A 20,121-nucleotide genomic window follows, 5' to 3' on the forward strand; every position below is an offset into this window, starting at 1 on the left:
TAAAATATGCCAGTGACAACAGCAGCTTCTCGTCTTGGGACATCTGCTTTTGAGGAAACCTCTCCAGTAGAACTCCGTCCCGACTGGAGAAAAGAAGATGCTCAAGGGGTCATTCGTGCAGTCTATCGCCAAATTTTTGGTAATGACTACATCATGAAGTCCCAACGTCTCAGCAGCGCAGAATCATTACTTTGTAATGGTTCTATCAGTGTCAGAGAGTTTGTGCGTGCTGTAGCCAAATCAGAACTTTATAAAGAGAAGTTCTTCTACAACAATTTCCAAACTCGTACTATAGAACTCAATTATAAGCATTTCTTAGGACGCGCTCCCTACGACGAAGCTGAGTTCGCTTATCACCTTGATTTATATCAAACCGAAGGATTTGATGCTGATATCGATTCTTACATCGACTCAGCAGAATATCAAGAAAACTTTGGGGAAAATATCGTTCCTTATTATCGAGGATTCAATAACCAAACCGGACAAAAAACCGTTGGTTTTACACGGATGTTCCGTCTTTATCGTGGCTATGCCAATAGCGATCGCTCTCAATTAGAAGGTCGTACCGTTCGTTTAGCCACCGAATTAGGACAAAATGGCTCTTCTTCTGTCGTTGGACCTTCTGGTGCTAACAACGGTTGGGCTTATCGTCCCTCAAAAGATGGTGCTATCCCCAACCAACAAGTCTTTGGTGGAACTCTCGCCTTTGGCAATGAGGACAACAGAACCTATCGCGTTGAAATTTCCGGTATTGGCGCAGGGGGAGCAAGAAATTATCCCAGTGTTCGTCGTAGTAGCCGTGCGTTGATCGTTCCTTACAAAGAATTATCAGCAACCCTACAACGCATTAGCCGTTCTGGTGGTAAAGTAGCGAGTATTACTCCTGCTGACTAGAAACGAGAAGTTTTTTAGTAACTTTTCGTGGTATAACTTGATCCAAAATGAGTCAATAATCGTTTAGGAAATTCTTTATCATGTTAGGTCAATCAGCATTAGTGGGATCATCCAGTAACCCCTCTGCCAGTCGTGTCTTCGTTTATGAAGTAACTGGCCTTCGTCAGAATGACACCAACGATAAAAATAGTTATCCTGTACGTCGCAGTGGTAGCGTTTTTATTAAAGTGCCTTACGCTCGCATGAACGAAGAAATGCAGCGTATTACTCGTATGGGTGGCACCATCGTGAATATTTCAGCATCTGGTGAGTCATCGGATGAATCATCCAGCGAATCATAAACCTTGTAATGGTGAATCATTCTCACGATGATAGAATGGCGGGATTGTCGGTAGGTCAAGGATCTGCTGATGATCCCGCCTATACTATTGAACAAGCTTTATCCAATTTACAGCAAACAGAAGATCCCAGTGCGCGGTATTATGCAGCTTGGTGGATCGGACGGTTTCGAGTCGATGAACCCACAGCAATAGAAGCATTATTGAAAGCATTAGAAGATGAAAGCGATCGCTCTCCGGGTGGGGGTTATCCTCTCCGACGTAACGCAGCGAAGGCGTTAGGAAAATTAGGGGAGGTATCAGTGGTTCCAGCATTAATAGATGCGTTAAACTGTAGTGATTATTATGTCAGAGAGTCCGCAGCCCAATCTTTAGAAATGTTAGAAGACGAGCGAGCTATTCCAGGATTAATTCAGTTGTTAGAGGGTGGGGTAGAAGTCGCGAAACAGGTAGAAGGGAAACCCCATCTCAAAGAACCCTACGAGGCGATTTTAGAGGCGTTAGGCACGTTACAGGCGAAAAATGCCATTTCTTTGATTGAGCCGTTTGTAGAGCATTTCGTGCCAAAGGTGCAATTTGCAGCAGCGAGAGCCTTATATCAATTAACTGAGAATCCTATGTATGGGGAAAGATTGGTTAAAGGGTTGCAAGAAAAAACATTACAGGTGCGTCGATCAGCATTAATGGATTTAGGGGCGATCGGTTATTTAGAAGCAGTAGATGCGATCGCTAAAACATTAGCAGAAAATAGTTTAAAATTAATTGCTCTTAAAGGCATTTTAGAACATCATTTAACTAAGCGATCGCTTACACAAGAATTAGATAATGATCTTGTTCATTTGATGAATTTAATGGATTCATTGCTTTAATTTCTAACTAAATTACTCGTCACATATTCATGTAAAATATCAGAGATTAAAGTTTGGTCGGAGATACCTTTTTCTTTCGCTTGCGCTTGAATTACTTCTAAATCAAAAGAAGATAACTGTACAGTAACTATTTTTTTCTGATTTAAGGTTGCCTTTGCATAAGATTGTAATTCGGCAATTCTTTCAGGTGTTGCTACTGAAGACCATTCGTCGTTATTATAGGAAGTGAGGATTTCTTGTTCTTCTTGATTCAAATTAGTCATTATTGGTTTCTCCAATATACTGTTTAGTTGCTTTCCTAGAAGGAATAATGGTTTTTAAAAAGAGTTCAGAGGGGGAATTCACATAAGGAACGAGATAGGCATAATTATTAATACAAACAATCATCATTCGTTGATTATAATACTTTTTCTGATTAGGATGTTCTAAATCATCTAAGATATCACCTTTTTGTATTGATGCTAACACCATTTCAAAAGTTATACCTCGTTCTTGTCTTAATTTCTCATTTTTTTCTTGACTCCATCGAATAGTAGTCATTATTTCTTACCAAGACTGATAAATTAAGCGATCGTTTTGTTATTTTATCTTTAACTAATTATTCATACTTTAAAGTCACTTGATGTATTTTTATCAACTATGGGACGTATAAGAGAAAAAAAATGCGATCGCTGTCATATCTCCTCAAAATTATTATACCGAGTACAGATTGATTCCTCGCAGCAGTGGAGGTTTATGTGTCCAAACTGTTGGCAACAAGTGAATGAGAATAATCCCCATTACGTCTATGGTGGAACCTGGAAAGCTCGAAAACGCCATTGATACCTGATACCCTAACACCGTCTTTTATAGCAATACAAAAATTAGTTAGGATATTAGTGTAAGGTGGGCAATGCCCACCCTACAATATTTCGTTATTGTATCAAAATTTGATTTATTATCACTCGCTTATGACCAACGCAACTGTAACCAATAACCCTTTACTCATTGGAAAAGGATTACCGACCTTTGATAAAATTACACCAGATCATGTCATTCCTGCAATGACAGAATTATTGCAAGAATTAGAAACTAAATTAAATGATTTAGAAGCCAATGTAAAACCTACCTGGGAAGGTTTAGTCGAACCCCTAACAGAAATAGAAGAAAAATTTAGTTGGAGTTGGGGAATTATTGGCCATTTAATGGGCGTTAAAAATAGTCCTGAACTTCGCAACGCTTACGAAACGGTACAACCGCAAGTTATTCAATTTATTAACAAATTAAGCCAAAGTAAACCCATTTATGAAGCTTTTAAATCTCTTCAAGAAAGTGAGCTATGGAATACATTAGAAAATGCTCAAAAACGCATTGTAGAAGCAGCTATACGAGAAGCAGAATTATCGGGGGTTGCGTTAACAGGAGAAACTCGTGATAAATTCAATAATATTCAACTGGAATTAGCAGAAATTTCTACCAAGTTTTCTAACCATGTTTTAGATGCAACCAAAGCCTTTAAACTGAAATTAACTACAGAAAAAGAAGTCGAAGGATTACCTCCTAGTTTACTCAGTTTAGCAGCACAAACAGCACGCACAGAAGGGGAAGAAAACGCCACAGCAGAAGCAGGACCTTGGGTAATTACTTTAGATTATCCTAGTTATATTCCCTTTATGAAATATAGCACCCAACGGGACTTAAGAGAGAAGGTTTATAAGGCGTTTATTTCTCGTGCATCCAGTGGAGAATTAGATAATAATCCGTTGATTGAACGTATTTTAGAACTGCGGAAACAAAAAGCAGAAATTCTCGGTTACAATACCTACGCAGAAGTTAGTTTAGCTCGGAAAATGGCCCCTAGTGTTGAAGCAGTGGAGGCATTATTAGAAGAGTTAAGAAAAGTTAGTTATGATGCTGCTGTTAAAGATTTAGAAACTCTGAAAGATTTCGCTAAAAGTGATGACTTAAAACAGTGGGATGTGAGTTATTGGGCAGAAAAACAACGGGAAACCTTATTTAATTTTACTGCCGAAGAATTACGCCCTTATTTCCCATTACCGCAAGTATTAGATGGGTTATTTACCTTAGCAAAAAGAATCTTTGGGGTAACCATAACTTCTGCCGATGGTAAAGCACCTGTTTGGAACGAAGATGTTAGATATTTTCAGGTTAATAATGAAGCAGGAGAAGCGATCGCGCATTTCTATTTAGACCCCTATAGTCGCCCTTCAGAGAAACGTGGAGGGGCCTGGATGAATGATTGTATTGGACGGGCAAAAATCAAGCTAGAAGAGCAATTTATGACCCGTTTACCTGTCGCTTATTTAATTTGTAATCAAACTCCTCCGGTGGATGGAAAACCTAGTTTAATGACCTTTGATGAAGTAACTACTTTATTTCATGAATTTGGCCATGGACTACAACATATGTTGACAAAAGTAGACTATCCTGGGGCTGCTGGAATTAATAATGTAGAGTGGGATGCAGTGGAATTACCCAGTCAATTTATGGAAAATTGGTGTTACGATCAAACCACTTTATTTAACATGGCTAAGCATTATGAAACAGGAGAAACGTTACCAGAACATTACTATGATAAGTTAGTTTCTGCTCGTAATTATATGAGTGGTTCTGCTATGTTAAGACAGCTACATTTTAGTTTCTTGGATTTAGAATTACACCATCGTTATCAACCTGATAGTAAAGAAACTCCTGGGGATGTTCGTAACCGTATTGCTGAGAAAACAACGGTCATGAAACCCTTACCAGAAGACTCATTTTTATGTGCTTTTGGTCATATTTTTGCTGGCGGTTATGCAGCCGGTTACTATAGTTATAAATGGGCAGAAGTATTAAGTGCGGATGCGTTTTCAGCGTTTGAAGAAGCCGGTTTAAATGATGAAAAAGCGGTTTCAGAAACAGGAAAACGGTTCAGGGATACAGTGTTAGCATTAGGGGGAAGTTTAGACCCCATGGAAGTGTTTAAAGCATTCCGTGGACGGGAACCGCAAACAGAACCTTTGTTAAGACATAGTGGTTTATTACAAACTGCATAATCTATAATTTAAAGTGCGTTATTATTCTAGTAACGCACTTATTTTTTATTGATGAGGCCGAAAAAAAATTAATCCTAATAGACTTAGAAAATCAACTTTCTTGTCTAATAGCAGATTTAATAGAATATAAAAAGAATCACCATTTTCTTAAAAATCTTTTTGAGGTTGAGTCGGGAAAATGGACAAATATTCATATTCTATGTCAAGGGATGAGTCATCTACAAAACCAACTAGAATTAATTAAAAATTGTTGTGATGAACAGCTACAAGTTACCTGGTTAGATTATCCTCTCAGTACAATGGGAGAAGGTTATTGTTTAATTATTTTTTATCTAGAATGTTTACATTGGGATAATGTTGCTCTTTATAATAAGAAAGGCTTTGAATGAATACTTATACCATATTGAAAGTTTAGTTAATTGATTATTAAGCTAGAAAATCAAACCATATAATTAAGATTATGACTACCAACCGACTTGATTTTTTTCGTCAACAAATGGCTGCTTTTGAGGCGACTTCTGACCCTAAAGAAGCTATCAAAAAAGGTTATTATATTGAGCAACCGAGAAATTCTTTAGCTAATACTATTGCTACTAAAATGATATTGCGTCCAAGTTCTCGTCATTTATTAATTGGTGGTATTGGTTCAGGAAAAACAACACAACTATTAATGACTTACGACAAACTTAATGAAGTTAAAGATATTTCTGCTCACTATGTTGATGTTAGTTTATACACAGATATTTCAGAAATTAAATCAGGTTCTTTATTAGCTATTGCTGGTTTAATTTTCTCAAAAATGTTGTGTAATCAGGAAAAAACAAAAGAGATAGAGAATGCTATTAATATTATTGAAAGCTATGCTTATAGAACTCAAGAATTAGAATACTTTGGAATCAATTTACAAGATAATATAAAGCAGTATTCTGGAGTGCTTAGTCTGGAATCTACTCAACAAAGCATATATCAAAAAGTATATGATTCATTTAAAACAATAAAAAACTATATCAGTGAAGAAAAAATTTTTTTTGTTTTACTATTCGATGGATTGGATCGATTTAATAACAACCAATTTATGTTAAATATAATTGATTCAGATATTGACTTAATATCAAAATTAAGTATAGGAATCATTTTAGTTGGATCAATATCTTTAAATTATAGCAATTATCAAGATATACTTAAACAAAAATTTAGTAATAATATTTGTTATCAACCTTATTTCAGTGTAATTAATGATGCAAATGCGTATGAATTTTTTGATAATGTCCTTAAAAAACGCTCACCTGAAAAATTTATTTCAGATGCTGCAAGAAAAATCTTAATAACTTACTCGGGAGGGGTTTTACGTGATTTAATAAATTTAACTCAAAATTCTATTGAAGAAGCTTATCTTAATGATAGTGATACCATCCAAAAAAGTCATGTTAATGCAGCAGTAGAAGCTTATGGACAAACGAAGATTTTTGGAGTTTCTAACTCAGAACTACAAATATTAGCAAAAGTTGCTAAAGGAGAAACTTTTTTACCAAGAACTCGTGAATATAGTCATCTCTTAATTAATCAAATGATTCTCGAATATACCTATCCTAAAAAACGTTATGCAGTACATCCAGTTTTATTGCCTTTAATCTCTCAACCCTTAGCTTAAATCAGATGTTAACAATAAATTCAACGGATAAATTATTACAAAGAATAGGAACACAACCGAATGGTAATATTTGGTCAGCTATTGTGGTTAGTGACTCAAATATTGAAACTATAGCAAAAGAATTAAAAGACTTGATAGAAATTTTTGCTGAATGTGATATAGAATTAATTTCAGCTAACGAAGATTATCAAAAAATGCTGAAAACTATTACTAAAACATCTGCAGATTATATAATATTGTTTAATTTTGAAAATTGGAATAAAGAGAATTGGATAAAATTAGATGCTTTTAGAAGTCGTTTTGATCAGAAAAAAAAAGGAGGTCTACTAATTCTAACTTCTAACTCAGCTAAACAATTATTATCCTATTCACCTAACTTTTCTAGTTGGTTAGGAGGGCGAGTTTATCAACTGAATATAGAAGAAGAATTTTTAAATAATGAACAGCTAGAAAAAAGATTACAAGCATTACAAATATGGTCAGGTTTATCTAATAATGAAGTAATAGAAGTGGCTGAAAAAAAAGAATTACCTTCTGATCCCGAATATGGAGAATGGTTAGTATTATTAGATCGGGAGGATCTCATTGAAAGATAAATTAACTTGGGAAAAAATTGTCCAGCAAACCCAAGAGAAGACACTAGAAATAACTGACTTCAAGGTTAAAAATCCTAAAGAACTACGAACAAAAATATTAAAATGTTTAACTCAAGCACATAATGAAGGAATCTTACTAACTAACCTCTCAGAAATTCATTCATTATTCAAACTTAAAAAATCTCAGCAACAAGGAGAGGTTTGGGAAATTTTAGGAGGAGATAAAAATTTTAAACGAATTAAAAATAAAGAAAAGTATGGCTATTTTGAACGAAATGATTTAGCTTGGTTTGACCTTGCAATAACTATTGATCAACAATCTAAGAATACAGCAGAAATTATAGGATTTGATTTTGAAATTCGCTTTCCTAATGAACAGCAACCTAACTTTATTCGTTTTGATCTTAATTTACCCAACCACAATAACGAAATAAAAGGAATAAGATATCATCTTCATCCTGGTAATGATGATATTATGATTCATAGTCCTCCTCTATCACCTTTAGAAATACTATACTTATTTTTATACGGTTTAAAAACACCGAGAAAACCTCGTTCTTAATTGTTTCTAATAACCTCAATAGGCAAACAATAATAGAAATTGATAGTAACTTGACCCACAAAATGAGCCATCTGTGATCAAACTGTAAAAAATCGTTACAATAGAAGCAACCAGTTATAAAGAAATGTTACTAAAATGATTAGCACCGACCTCGAACAAATATCCTTACAACTAGAAAGCGAAAACTCCCGCGATCGCCTGTTAGCCTTAGCTTCCTTAAGACAAGTGTCCGCAGAAGATGCAGTCCCTTTAATTAAGAAAGTTCTCAACGACGAAATCTTACAAGTGCGATCAATGGCGGTGTTTGCCTTGGGAGTTAAACAAACTGACGAATGCTACCCCATTTTAGTTAAACTATTAGAGACAGACCCAGACTATGGCATTCGGGCTGATGCTGCTGGTGCATTAGGGTATTTACAAGATCCTCGCGCTTATGAACCCTTATCCAGAGCATTCTACGAAGACACACAATGGTTAGTCCGTTTTAGTGCTGCTGTGTCCCTAGGTAACTTAGGGGATGTTCGCGCCAAAGAACTGCTTTTACAAGCCTTAGAAAGCGAAGAAACGGTCATGCAACAAGCAGCGATCGCAGCCATTGGAGAGATCCGCGCTGTCGATGCCATTGACGAAATTTTGCGCTTTGCTAACTCCGAAGACTGGTTAGTGCGTCAACGTCTGGCACAGGCTTTAGGCAATTTTAACACAGAAAAGAGTATTTCTGCCCTCAAGTTCTTAGCTAAAGATGCTCAACCCCAGGTAAGAGAAGCTGCTTTATTTTCTCTTAACCTTATTGAACAAGACAACTAAGAAACAGTGAGATGTCATGATACAATCAGGGTTGTCGGGTTGCTTAAAAAATAGCCACAAATAATCTTATTTAAACCCCAAAATCTTAAAAAATAAAAGGGATAAAAGTAACCCACTATCCTATTTTTATCAGATAACTCAGCAGTGTTCATGGACATACAAACTTTTATAGAATCATGTATCGGTCAATGGTTTTCTCAGCGAAGTAGCTATCAGTTTGATACTGAAAAAGCAGAAAGTCATAAATCAGAATTAACCATAGAATGGTTGGACACTGACCATTCTCTGCTAGTTTCCCTTTGTCAACAGCATGGTATTGATCCTAACCAAGCGATCGGCGGTCAAACAGTAAGTTGGAATAGTTCTTCTGACTATGGTCAAAAAAAGCAAACAGGAAGTACAATTTTGATTGTTATTCCTGATAATAATACCCCACAAACAGGACAAATTATACAAAGTTTTCAATCTAAGCCTTCATCCCAAGGAAATTATAGTTTAGGAGAAGATGAAGCATTAACCTTAATTCTTGAAGTTGGGGATTTTTCTATAGAAGAAAGAATCTGGTTTGCGAGTCCTAATTTACGACTACGTACCAGTTTAATGAAAGGGAAAAATGGCTATAATCGCACTGCTTTTTATTCAGAAATTCGCCGACTACCCCCCCAAGAAGTAGCATAATTAAATCGATTAATTTGACATAGGAGAACTCTAACAAGATGCGTATTTTAATCATGGGTGGAACCCGTTTTATTGGGGTTTATCTCACTAAAGAATTAGTGAAACAAGGTCATGAAGTGGTCTTATTTAACCGAGGTAACAAACCAGCACCTATTGAAGGAATAACACAAATTCACGGCGATCGCAAGGATACTAATCAGTTAAAAGAAAAGTTAGCTTCTGAAAGTTTTGATGCTATTTTTGATAATAATAGTCGAGAATTAAGCGATACGCAACCTCTAGTAGACATCTTTAATAATCAAGTTAAACATTTTGTTTATGTGAGTTCAGCCGGCGTTTATTTAAAGTCCGATCAAATGCCTCATATCGAAGGAGATGAACTTGATCCTAATAGTCGTCATAAAGGAAAATTTGAAACCGAAAGTTACTTAGAAAAATCAGGTATTCCCTGGACTTCTATTCGTCCAACTTATATTTATGGGCCGCAAAATTATAATGATTTAGAAGCCTGGTTTTTTGATAGAATTGTTAGAAATCGACCTATTCCGATTCCTGGTAATGGTTTACATTTTACTCAATTTGGTCATGTCCAAGACTTAGTTAAAGGGATGGCTACGGTATTAGGAAATGAGACAGCTATTGGACAAATTTATAACATTTCAGGGGAACGTTGTGTTACCTTTGATGGGTTAGCTAAAGCTTGCGCCGTTGCTGTGGGTAAATCGGCAAATGATATTAAAATTGTTCACTATGATCCTAAACAATTTGACTTTGGGAAAAAGAAAGCTTTTCCTTTAAGAATGCAACACTTTTTTGCTGATATTCATAAAGCATTGAATGAGTTAAATTGGAAACCCGAATATGACTTAATTAGTGGGTTAAAAGACTCCTTTGAAAAGGATTATTTAGTTTCTAAACGAGATCAAGCTGACATTGATTTTAGTTTAGATGAACAAATTTTATCAGCTTCCTAAATTGTTATATTTTAAAGGTGGGCAATGCCCACCCTACTTTTTAAAATTTAGAATAAAAATAATAGTTACATTTAAAAATATTTTGAAGGTGTCTTCATGAATCAAGACTCAATGAATAATAGTAATGACTTAGTAACAACAGAATCTATAAGACTAGACGAAAAACCAACTTATAAGGAAAAAACAGAGAGAATTAATGCGATTACTGGGATTCTCAATACCATCAAACCTTTTCTCTTAATTCTTTTTTGTTTGATTGTATTGAGTTGGGCTGGAAAATATTTGATGAATTATTCCATATCTCAAGGAATCTCTGAATTAAATAGTAGCAACAATACAGAATTTATAATTACTGTTCCTGAAAAAAAAGATATTGATGAAGGTATTGTCATCGCCCTTAAACAAGCAAAAACAAACGCAGAAAATTTTGCATCAGCAGAATTAGATGAATGGATAAATCAATTAATGACTCGTGTTGATGATAGTTTTTTACCTTGGTACTTTGGTTATTTTAATCAAAAATATCAAGAACTTCGTACTCCTTTTCTTTACTTAAAATCAGCCGTATCTCATTGGGTTAATAGTAAAAGTCCTTCCCCTAATCAAGCAGTTGCTAAACAATTAACTGAAGAAATGCAAAGGGAATTTGCTAAACGAGTTTTACAGCCAAAATTATCTCAACTTCAACTAGAAAATATAACCCGAAATACAGCAAACGTATATGTTGATTCATTAAGCAATAATCTGGCTAATCTGCAAAGTCATTATAATATTCCCCAAGCTGAATGGGAAAAATATCTCCATGATCTTGCTGTAACTATTAAGGATGCTGAAGGTAATGTTTCTAGTTTATCCATGAAACTTTTAGTGGTTGGAAGTCCCTATTTATTTGCTAAAGCGATGATTCCCCTTAGTAAAGGAGGAATCGCAATGTTATCTCTAGCTGGAAAATCTGGGGCAAAAATGGCTGCAAAAACAGGAGGAATAACTGCGACTAAAATAGGGGCGCAGTTTATTGATCCTCTGATTGTTTTTGGTATTATGATTTGGGATCTTTGGGACTATCATCATACAGTTAGTGTAGATAAGCCGATATTACGAAATACAATTGAACTCTATCTACAAGAGGTTAAAGAAGTATTGTTAGAAAACAGCGTTATGTCATCCATTTATCAGGTTGAAAATGGCATATTGAAGGCTTTGTAATATTAGTAAGGTGGGCATTGCCCACCCTACTTTTTTAAGGCTTCCAGTTCGCCCAATCTTGAGGCTTTAAGAAAGTGTTGTATAACTCAGCTTCGGGGGTATTGGCTTCGGGTTCGTAACAGTATTCCCAACGAACCAAAGGAGGTAAAGACATCAAAATAGATTCAGTCCGACCATTGGTTTGTAGACCAAAAATTGTCCCGCGATCATATACTAAATTAAACTCCACATACCGTCCCCGACGATACAATTGAAACTGTCTTTCTCTATCACCATATTCTGTATTACGACGCTTTTCGACAATAGGAAGATAAGCCGGTAAAAAAGTCCGTCCGCAGTCATTGACAAAAGCAAACAACTCTTCCCAATTACGAGGTTTGAGATCAGATAATTGATTACTATAGTTGGCTGCTGCTTTGTCAGCATGGGGACCCCTATATAAGGGGTCAGTTCCATCTTGATAGTCGAAGAAAATACCCCCAACCCCACGGGTTTCTTGACGGTGTTTGAGATAGAAATATTCATCACACCAAGACTTAAACACGGGATAATATTCACAATGATGTTTATCGCAAGTTTCCTTTAAGGTTCGATGAAACTGGGACGCATCTTCTGCAAAGGGGTAATAGGGGGTTAAATCAATACCACCTCCAAACCACCAAACTGGACCCGCTTCAAAATAACGATAGTTTAGGTGAACTGTCGGAATGTAAGGGTTACGGGGATGGAGAACCATAGATGTTCCTGTGGCGTAGAAACCGTGTCCCTCTGCTTCAGGACGCTGTTTTAAGATAGATGGGGGTAATTGTTTGCCCCACACTTCAGAGAAGTTTACCCCACCTTGTTCTAGTAAGTTACCGTCTCTGAGAACACGAGAACGGCCACCCCCTCCCTCTTCTCGCTGCCAACTATCCTCATGAAATTTGCCACTACCGTCTGCTTTTTCAAGTCCCTGGCAAATTTCGTCTTGAAGGGTTTTCATGAACTGACTGACCCGTTTTTGGGCATCTTCGGGGGGTAAAGAAGTTTGTTGCGGAGTGGTAACGTCTGTTGTTGTAGGGGTCATATCTCGTTAACTAAGACTTTAATCAAAAATTCAATGGTAACTTGTTGATCGCATTGATCGAGTTACGCTTATGATCAATCTAAGGCTTACTGGGTCAAAAGTATCATTAAGTTTAGTAAACACTTCTCTCTTTCTGATTTATTGCCACATTTGAAGAAGTTGAATCTCGGTATATTGACGTTCTTGATAAAATTCTATGATTTCTGTAACTTCAGGAAACTCCTCAATCTCTGCTTCTAATTGATTAATAACTGTTTCCAATAGACTATAAGTAATAATTTCATAACATTTATCAATACTCCGTTTAATGCCAGCTTCTTGTCTAAATAAAGATAATAAATTGTCTAGTTGAAAATTATTTGGACATGATAGCCCAACAAGAAAAATCTGTATAATAGAAGATATGACACCCAATTTTTCCTTAAACTTATCATAAATATATTTTTCAACAATCCCCGAATTCTTCTTATTAAAATCATCCAGGACTTTTAACATTTCTGGAGGCATTGCATTATCATTCCAAATATCATCTTGAAATCGACTAGATGAGGTAGAAGATTGATGTAATAGTCTATTGGTTACTTGATCTCTCCATAGTTTTGATTTGATTCTATAATCTTCTTTATTAGAGGTGTCAATATTATTATCAACACGAGAATGATATAAAACTTCAGCAATTTGAATCGGTTTATAGAAACGAGTTCGAGATTTATTAATAATTTTATCTAATTTCATTTTTGCTTGTTCAATATCTGTATTCATAATTCAATCAAATAAAGTAGTTTGAATAAATTGTTCTTTTCTTTGATCCACCTTGAATTTATTTTTATCAACTGCATCAAATATAGAATTAATAATAGAAATAACACAAGGGACTGCCACTGAGTTTCCCACTAATTTTCTAGCGGATGAATAAGAACCAATCAATTGAAACCAGTCAGGAAAACCTTGTAAACGGAGCATTTCTCGTTCGGTTAAACGACGTTTACCATTAACTAAAAGATAATTATAAGATGCTCCGGCTCTCATGGCACAAGAGTAAGGATAAGCACTAATATGACCTGCTTTATTTTCATGCCAAATCGTAATTTCATGCTGATGATTTCCCTGATATTTAGCTAACCTATTTTTTTGAATTTGTTCAGAAGCATAATAAAATTCTGAGACAGATTTTTCGATTATTTCTGACAATGGTTTCATCAATATATTGGGTTGTTTCCAAATAAAGTCAAGGGGATCTCGAAAACCAACAATAAAAACTCGCTCTCGTTTTTGGGGTAAGCCAAAATCTAAAGCATTTAAAACTTTATAGTCTGTATAATAACCTAAACTAGATAAAATTTTTAAAATAGTTTTAAAGGTTTTACCTTTGTTATGTCCTACTAATTGTTTAACATTTTCTAGGATAAAAGCATAGGGTTGATGGTAATCGAGAATTCTCGCAATTTCAAAAAATAGAGTTCCTCTTGTATCTTCAAAACCTTCAAGTTTCCCACAAATACTAAAAGGTTGACAAGGAAAACCTGCTAATAAAAGATCATGTTTAGGGATTGATTCTATAGGAATTTTTGTAATATCCCCTTGAGGTTTTTCCTTAAAATTTATTTCATAATTTTTTTGAGCATAGGAATCAATATCAGAAGAAAAAACACAAATAGGTTTTATTTTTTTATCTTTAAGTTTATATTGAGAACAAACTGAGTCTAAAGCAATCCGAAATCCACCAATGCCACAAAAAAGATCAATATATTTTAACTTTAAGTTTGAATTTGTCTGTTTTAATTGATCTTTAAATAGCATATAAACTTGATGTAATTAAGATTTATCGAGGTGGGTAAAACCCACCTTAAGATTAAAAATTTAAGATTTAGGTAAAATGCGACCAATGGTCAAATTTTCGGGAGTGAAAGTGTCTTTTGCAATCCGTTGAATATCTGCAGAGGTTACTGCGTCAATGGCTTGCAGTTGGTCAAACAAATTGCGCCAAGTTCCTGTTTTTACTTCATATTCAACTAACGCTTTACCCATACCTAAATTAGAGTCGAGAGAACGTAATAAGCCCGCTCTTAATTGATTTTTTACCCGTTGTAATTCTTGTTCAAAAACTGGTTCAGTTTTCAATTTTTCAATTTCTAACGATAAGGCCGCAGCCACATCTTCTATGGATGTATTGGGAGAAGTTTGAGCGTAAAATAACATCAAGTTAGGGTATTTTTCTGCAGGAAATCCATTAAACCCTTGGGCTACTAAAGCCACTTGTTTTTCTTCTACTAAAGACTTATATAAACGAGAGGTTCTTCCCGAACTTAACAAAGTAGAAATCACCTGATAAATAGCACTATCAGGATGACTTAAAGCAGGAACATGATACCCTTCTAAATACCAAGGTTGAGACGCTAATTGTAAAGTAACTTCACGGGTTTCGGTTTGTGATGGTTCAACTTTTGTCACTTTAGGTGCTGCAGGTTTTTCCTCGTAACGACCAAAATAAACTTGAGCTAATTGTTTGACTTGTTCGGGTTGAACATCTCCCACAATAGCAATGGTTAAGTTACTTGGTCCATAATAAATATTGAAAAAGTCTTGAACATCTTCACGAGTCAAATTGCGAATATCCTCGTTATAACCAATGGTAGGACGCTTATAAGGATGTTCAGTGAAAGCAGTATCCAAAAAAGCTTCTACCATCGTACCAATAGGGTTATTTTCTGTGCGTAACCGTCGTTCTTCTAAGATGATATTTTGCTCTTTATAAAATTCTCGAAATACAGGATCTAAAAATCTTTCTGATTCTAGAGACATCCATAATTCTAATTTATTAGAGGGAAAACTATAAAAGTAAAGGGTTGCATCAGGGGTCGTTTGTGCATTAATATTAACCCCTCCAGCCGTTTCTACAATACGACCAAAAGCATTTTGTTGAACATAATTTGCTGCTTCTACTTGTAGTTTTTCAAAGGTTTCTGTTAATTGTTTAACTTTATCTTCATTCCCTGCTTTTTTAGCAGATTTGAGTTGCCCAAAAACTTGATCTAAGCGATTTAAAGCTTCTTGTTCTTGTTCATAATTAGTGGTTCCAATTTTTGTGGTTCCTTTAAAGGCTAAATGTTCTAAAAAATGTGCCACTCCTGTTTTGCCATCGGGTTCGTTCGCTCCTCCCACATCAGCATAAGTGACAAAAGAAACCACCGGCGCGTCATGATTTTCCATGATAATAAATTTCATGCCATTATCTAAGGTAAATTCTGTCACCCTTTCAATGGCACGATTCAAATAAGGGGTAATAGAAGCATCACCATTAGAAGATGGAGTTTGTGCTAAAGCGGGAACATTTGCCCATAAGAAGAACCCCAGACAGCAAACACTAATGGCGTAACCCAGACAACGAAAGAATTTCAACCTGTTAATGATCATAGATAAAACAAAAACCAAAAAGATTAATAGATTCTTTTATAGCATATCAAAATTAGAAGGTAATTTATTCATTAATAATAAATAATTGTTTCTGTCTGAAAAAGAAAATTGAGGCGGTTAAGCATATTTGTTTTCTCTCTTTAAGTCTTTCAGGATTGATTGATAAATTATTTTTCTACTTTCTCAATGATATTTTATGGTTTTATTTCTCTAGAAAAACTGTACAATGAGCGTTAATCGAATCATAATTAAGTTACGGAGATACTAATAATTGCCATAAAAACCTTGTCTTTCAAGGAAAATAGTTTTTAGATCGGAGTTCAAATTCTTGTAACAAAAATAATCTTTGTTTAAGTCTCTTATGCCTTTGCTGTGGTACTTGTGACTTAGGAATTCTAATCGGGTTAGAGAGACAGATTTACACAATAAGAAAACATAATTAAATAATAGAACATTCCCTAAAAAAGTTTATACAATCTTCCTAATCAGGAGAGTTAATCCATTGAGTATTCATGACCTTAAACTATGGACGGGAAATTTGCGGTAATTTAAGCACAGCCCAATCAAGGGAATGGTTAATTACGAACGGCATTGGGGGCTATGGTTGTGGCACAATTTCAGGGGTCATAACCCGTTGCTATCATGGGTTATTGATCGCTGCATTGAACCCTCCTCTCAAACGAACCTTACTACTGTCAAAACTCGATGAAACCATCCAATATGATTATCAGACTTATTCTTGCTTTACAAACCGTTGGTTTGATGGGACCATCTCTCCCCAAGGCTATCTAAACATTGAGAGTTTTCGCCTTGAAGGAACCATCCCCGTTTGGACGTTTGCCTGCGGAGATGCACTAATTGAAAAAAGAATTTGGATGCAGCAAGGGGAAAACACCACCTATACTCGTTATACCTTCAAACGAGGCAGTAAATCTCTGCAATTGTCCATTAAAGCCTTAGTCAATTACCGTGATCATCATGGTACCACCCAGTCAGGACAGTGGAAAATGTCAGTAGAAGAGGTTCCAAAAGGGTTATGTGTCTCTGCCTATCCCGAAGCAATCCCCTTTTATCTGCGATCGCGAGAGGCGGAAGTGACCTTAAACTATCACTGGCATTTAGGATATGATTTAGCGATGGAACGGTATCGGGGATTATGGGATCGAGATGATCATTATAATGCAGCAACCTTTAACCAAACCTTAGAACCAGGGGAGTCCTTAACCATCGTTGCTAGTACCAACCAAAAATCCTCTCTAAATGGAAAACAAGCTTTACAACAACGTTACGAATACGAAGAAGGGTTACTCAAACGCTGTTCTCATTTTTCTGTTCCTTGGATCAAACAATTACTGTTAGCAGCCGATCAATTTATTGTTGATCGTACCTCAACCCATAACCCCGATGGTAAAACAATTATTGCTGGTTATCCTTGGTTTGCAGACTGGGGACGAGACACCATGATTGCCTTACCCGGATTAACTATCGCCACCAATCGCCCTGACATTGCTCATAATATTCTCAGTACCTTTTCTAAATACCTAGACGGGGGAATGTTACCCAATGTCTTCCCTGATGATGATCAAACCCCCCAATACAACACCGTTGATGCGATTCTCTGGTATTTTGAAGCCATCCGCGCCTATTATAGTCTGACCAAAGATGTCACCCTATTAAAATACCTTTACCCTCTCCTGCAAGATGTGATTCAGTCTTACCGTGAAGGAACTCGTTATAATATCCATCTTGATAGCGATCATTTAATCTACGCCGGCCAAGAAGGAACCCAGTTAACCTGGATGGATGCCAAAGTAGGAGACTGGGTAGTTACCCCTCGTCATGGTAAACCCATCGAAGTTAATGTCCTTTGGTACAATGCCTTGACCATTATGATCGAAATTGGGGACATTTTGGGACAACCCACCGGAGAATATAAAACCATGGCCCGTGATACCCATGCTGGTTTTCAGAGATATTGGCATCCTTCCCTAAAATACTGTCACGATGTTTTAGATAGTCCCAACGGCCATGATAAGTCTATGCGACCCAATCAAATTTTTGCCGTTTCCTTACCCAAAAATAAAACCACTCAGTCATTACTTAAACCCGAACAACAAAAGTCAGTGGTAGATACTGTGGCTAAAATGTTAATTACCTCCCACGGGTTGCGATCGCTATGCACCACTCATCACCAATATCGAGGCCGTTACGGTGGCGATCAAGTATCTCGAGACGGGAGTTATCATCAAGGAACCGTTTGGGCTTGGTTAATAGGTCCATTTGTTGAAGCCCATTTCCGCGTTTACGGCGATCGCACCTTAGCCAATAGTTTTCTTGAACCTATGGCTAATCATCTCAATGATGGTTGTGTGGGCAGTATTAGTGAGATTTTTGACGGAGATGCCCCCATGATCCCAAGAGGGTGTTTTGCCCAAGCTTGGAGTGTCGGCGAAGTGTTAAGGGTTTGGGCTAAAATTAATGAGCCTTCTTATTAGTGATCACCGATAACTGTTCCCTATCCAGCAATGAGTTTAGATTACGATCTCGTTATTATTGGTAATACCCCAGAAGCTTTCTTGGCTGCGTCACAAGCTATAAAATTTCAAGCCAGAGTTGCTTTAGTATTGGGAGAAACCCCTCATGATCATTCTCTAGAAACGGATAGTCTAATTCTTAGTTATTTTACTTATCTTCATGACCATTGGCAGAATTTTACCCAGTGTCATCTCAACTTGCATTCAGTTTCTCAATTAAATTATGATGATTTGAAACAGTGGAAAAATAAAGTCAAACAAGATATCAAAGAATTAACTAATCGAGAGAAATTAGCTAAATTAGGAGTCGATATTATTGAAGAATCAGGGGAATTTTGTCGTCTTCCTAAGTTGGGTTTTGTTCTGAAAACTAGAACCTTGCGATCGCGTCGTTATTTATTAGCAATCAGTTCTCTTGCTATTACTCCCCAAATTCCAGGCTTAGCAGAGGTTGGCTATGTTATTCCTGAAACATTAGATATAGATCAATTACCTCAAAATATCGTTATTCTCTGTCAAACTTACCTAGGAATCGAACTAGCACAATTATTAAATCGTTTAGGCAAAAAAATCACTCTAATTATTGAAAATTCTAATATTTTACTCCAAGAAGATAAAGATATTATTCAACTGATTCAAGCTATCTTAGAAGCAGAAAACATAAAATTATTAATTAATTCTTCCATTACTCAAGTAAGAAAAATAGAAGGTAAAAAATGGATTCAAGCAGGAAATAAAGCAATAGAAACCAATGAAATTATTGTCGTTAATCAAAGAATTTTAAACACAAATAGATTAAATTTAGAAGGAGTTAAAGTAGAGATAGAAAATAATAAAATAAAAACTAATAATAAATTACAAACTACTAACCCTAATATTTATGCCTGTGGTCGTGCAATGGGACAATATAGTTTATCTAATATAGCTCAATATGAAGCGAGTATTGCTATCAAAAATACTATTTTCTATCCCATTTTTAAAGTTAATTATGATTATCATCCTATTCGGATGTTGACTAATCCTATTTTTTCAAGAGTTGGGCTAACAGAAACCCAAGCCCAACAACAATATAAAAATGATATTATAATTATAAAACAAAACTATAAAACCCTAGTGAAAGCAACAGTATTAGATGAAACAACTGGATTTTGTAAATTAATTACTCGTCGTAATGGACTAATTTTGGGCTGTCATATTATTGGGAATAATAGTGATGAAATTATTAATATAGTTGCTTATGCTATTAAAAACAAAATTAAAATTCAGGAAATTGCAAAATTGTTTCCCCCTTACGGAACTATCAGTGAAATATTATTTAAAATTTCTAGGCAATGGCAAGAGAAAAAAAATAGAGAAAAAAAATTATTGAATAATTGTTTAGAAACTCTACTATTTTGGCGCAGAAAATGGAGTCAATAGAAGATTAATTGAAATGATTACTTATAAATGTCAATTTATCTTTTAGCGTAAGTTTCTGTACAGTTGGTACTTGATCCT

The 20,121-nt window shown here is 35.6% G+C and carries 21 protein-coding genes; 15 read left to right on the forward strand and 6 right to left on the reverse strand.

What is annotated here, in order from left to right; translation table 11 throughout:
- Nucleotides 1-6 precede the first annotated feature (6 nt).
- The 3 genes from CY0110_RS01880 to CY0110_RS01890 all read left to right on the forward strand — a co-directional run bounded on the left by CY0110_RS01880 (nucleotide 7) and on the right by CY0110_RS01890 (nucleotide 2,101).
- Nucleotides 7-894, forward strand: a complete 888-nt coding sequence (locus CY0110_RS01880; RefSeq protein WP_035798168.1) for a phycobilisome linker polypeptide — start codon at nucleotides 7-9, stop codon at nucleotides 892-894.
- 80 nt (nucleotides 895-974) lie between these two features.
- Nucleotides 975-1,235, forward strand: coding sequence for a phycobilisome linker polypeptide (locus CY0110_RS01885; protein WP_008273326.1), 261 nt, complete (start codon nucleotides 975-977; stop codon nucleotides 1,233-1,235).
- A gap of 8 nt (nucleotides 1,236-1,243) precedes the next feature.
- Nucleotides 1,244-2,101 carry a HEAT repeat domain-containing protein gene (locus CY0110_RS01890; protein WP_050779942.1) on the forward strand — a complete coding sequence of 286 codons (858 nt, stop codon included), beginning with the start codon at nucleotides 1,244-1,246 and terminating at the stop codon, nucleotides 2,099-2,101.
- Here CY0110_RS01890 and CY0110_RS01895 read toward each other — a convergent pair.
- Nucleotides 2,098-2,364: an antitoxin gene (locus tag CY0110_RS01895; RefSeq protein WP_035798171.1), complete on the reverse strand. Its 267-nt coding sequence runs from the start codon at nucleotides 2,362-2,364 to the stop codon at nucleotides 2,098-2,100. The genes CY0110_RS01890 and CY0110_RS01895 overlap by 4 nt on opposite strands.
- Nucleotides 2,357-2,641, reverse strand: coding sequence for a DUF4258 domain-containing protein (locus tag CY0110_RS01900; RefSeq protein WP_008273333.1), 285 nt, complete (start codon nucleotides 2,639-2,641; stop codon nucleotides 2,357-2,359). The genes CY0110_RS01895 and CY0110_RS01900 overlap by 8 nt, the downstream gene beginning before the upstream one ends.
- A 99-nt stretch (nucleotides 2,642-2,740) precedes the next feature.
- On the opposite strand from CY0110_RS01900, the gene CY0110_RS28270 reads away from it, so the two are divergent.
- From CY0110_RS28270 to CY0110_RS01945, 10 genes are all read left to right on the forward strand, one after another.
- Entirely contained in the window at nucleotides 2,741-2,923 is a 183-nt protein-coding gene (locus tag CY0110_RS28270) for a hypothetical protein (protein WP_071943742.1), read from the forward strand.
- Nucleotides 2,924-3,051: 128 nt separating this feature from the next.
- On the forward strand, nucleotides 3,052-5,136 hold the full coding sequence (locus CY0110_RS01905; protein WP_035798173.1) for a M3 family metallopeptidase: 2,085 nt from the start codon (nucleotides 3,052-3,054) through the stop codon (nucleotides 5,134-5,136).
- Between the two features lie 209 nt (nucleotides 5,137-5,345).
- A complete protein-coding gene (locus tag CY0110_RS30705; protein ID WP_008273351.1) occupies nucleotides 5,346-5,525 on the forward strand; it encodes a hypothetical protein in 180 nt (59 codons plus the stop codon).
- Between the two features lie 71 nt (nucleotides 5,526-5,596).
- On the forward strand, nucleotides 5,597-6,787 hold the full coding sequence (locus CY0110_RS01915; RefSeq protein ID WP_035798176.1) for a hypothetical protein: 1,191 nt from the start codon (nucleotides 5,597-5,599) through the stop codon (nucleotides 6,785-6,787).
- Between the two features lie 5 nt (nucleotides 6,788-6,792).
- Nucleotides 6,793-7,383 (forward strand): hypothetical protein, encoded by a 591-nt coding sequence (locus CY0110_RS01920; protein ID WP_035798178.1) that lies wholly within the window; start codon nucleotides 6,793-6,795, stop codon nucleotides 7,381-7,383.
- Nucleotides 7,373-7,945, forward strand: a complete 573-nt coding sequence (locus tag CY0110_RS01925) for a hypothetical protein (protein WP_035798180.1) — start codon at nucleotides 7,373-7,375, stop codon at nucleotides 7,943-7,945. The genes CY0110_RS01920 and CY0110_RS01925 overlap by 11 nt, the downstream gene beginning before the upstream one ends.
- Before the next feature lie 135 nt (nucleotides 7,946-8,080).
- On the forward strand, nucleotides 8,081-8,752 hold the full coding sequence (locus CY0110_RS01930; protein ID WP_035798182.1) for a HEAT repeat domain-containing protein: 672 nt from the start codon (nucleotides 8,081-8,083) through the stop codon (nucleotides 8,750-8,752).
- A gap of 150 nt (nucleotides 8,753-8,902) precedes the next feature.
- On the forward strand, nucleotides 8,903-9,430 hold the full coding sequence (locus CY0110_RS01935; protein ID WP_008273368.1) for a phycobiliprotein lyase: 528 nt from the start codon (nucleotides 8,903-8,905) through the stop codon (nucleotides 9,428-9,430).
- 38 nt (nucleotides 9,431-9,468) lie between these two features.
- Complete coding sequence (locus CY0110_RS01940; protein ID WP_035798183.1) at nucleotides 9,469-10,404, forward strand: NAD-dependent epimerase/dehydratase family protein; 936 nt, start codon at nucleotides 9,469-9,471, stop codon at nucleotides 10,402-10,404.
- Between the two features lie 96 nt (nucleotides 10,405-10,500).
- A complete protein-coding gene (locus tag CY0110_RS01945; RefSeq protein ID WP_083794043.1) occupies nucleotides 10,501-11,610 on the forward strand; it encodes a hypothetical protein in 1,110 nt (369 codons plus the stop codon).
- Between the two features lie 34 nt (nucleotides 11,611-11,644).
- Here CY0110_RS01945 and hemF read toward each other — a convergent pair whose 3' ends face one another.
- The 4 genes from hemF to CY0110_RS01965 form a co-directional block, all read right to left on the reverse strand.
- Nucleotides 11,645-12,676 (reverse strand): oxygen-dependent coproporphyrinogen oxidase, encoded by a 1,032-nt coding sequence (hemF, locus tag CY0110_RS01950; protein ID WP_035798185.1) that lies wholly within the window; start codon nucleotides 12,674-12,676, stop codon nucleotides 11,645-11,647.
- A gap of 138 nt (nucleotides 12,677-12,814) precedes the next feature.
- On the reverse strand, nucleotides 12,815-13,438 hold the full coding sequence (locus CY0110_RS29765; protein ID WP_008273387.1) for a HaeII family restriction endonuclease: 624 nt from the start codon (nucleotides 13,436-13,438) through the stop codon (nucleotides 12,815-12,817).
- A 3-nt stretch (nucleotides 13,439-13,441) separates the two neighbouring features.
- Complete coding sequence (locus tag CY0110_RS01960; protein WP_035798187.1) at nucleotides 13,442-14,476, reverse strand: DNA cytosine methyltransferase; 1,035 nt, start codon at nucleotides 14,474-14,476, stop codon at nucleotides 13,442-13,444.
- Nucleotides 14,477-14,536: 60 nt separating this feature from the next.
- Nucleotides 14,537-16,090, reverse strand: coding sequence for a M16 family metallopeptidase (locus CY0110_RS01965; RefSeq protein WP_035798188.1), 1,554 nt, complete (start codon nucleotides 16,088-16,090; stop codon nucleotides 14,537-14,539).
- 512 nt (nucleotides 16,091-16,602) lie between these two features.
- Between CY0110_RS01965 and CY0110_RS01970 the strand changes: the two genes are divergently transcribed.
- Nucleotides 16,603-18,585, forward strand: coding sequence for an amylo-alpha-1,6-glucosidase (locus tag CY0110_RS01970; protein WP_035798189.1), 1,983 nt, complete (start codon nucleotides 16,603-16,605; stop codon nucleotides 18,583-18,585).
- Nucleotides 18,586-18,615: 30 nt separating this feature from the next.
- The gene (locus CY0110_RS01975) at nucleotides 18,616-20,043 is read left to right on the forward strand and encodes an FAD-dependent oxidoreductase (RefSeq protein ID WP_035798190.1); all 1,428 of its coding nucleotides are present in this window, start codon (nucleotides 18,616-18,618) and stop codon (nucleotides 20,041-20,043) included.
- The last annotated feature ends 78 nt before the right edge of the window (nucleotides 20,044-20,121 follow it).

This window comes from Crocosphaera chwakensis CCY0110 (assembly GCF_000169335.1).
GTDB lineage: Bacteria > Cyanobacteriota > Cyanobacteriia > Cyanobacteriales > Microcystaceae > Crocosphaera > Crocosphaera chwakensis.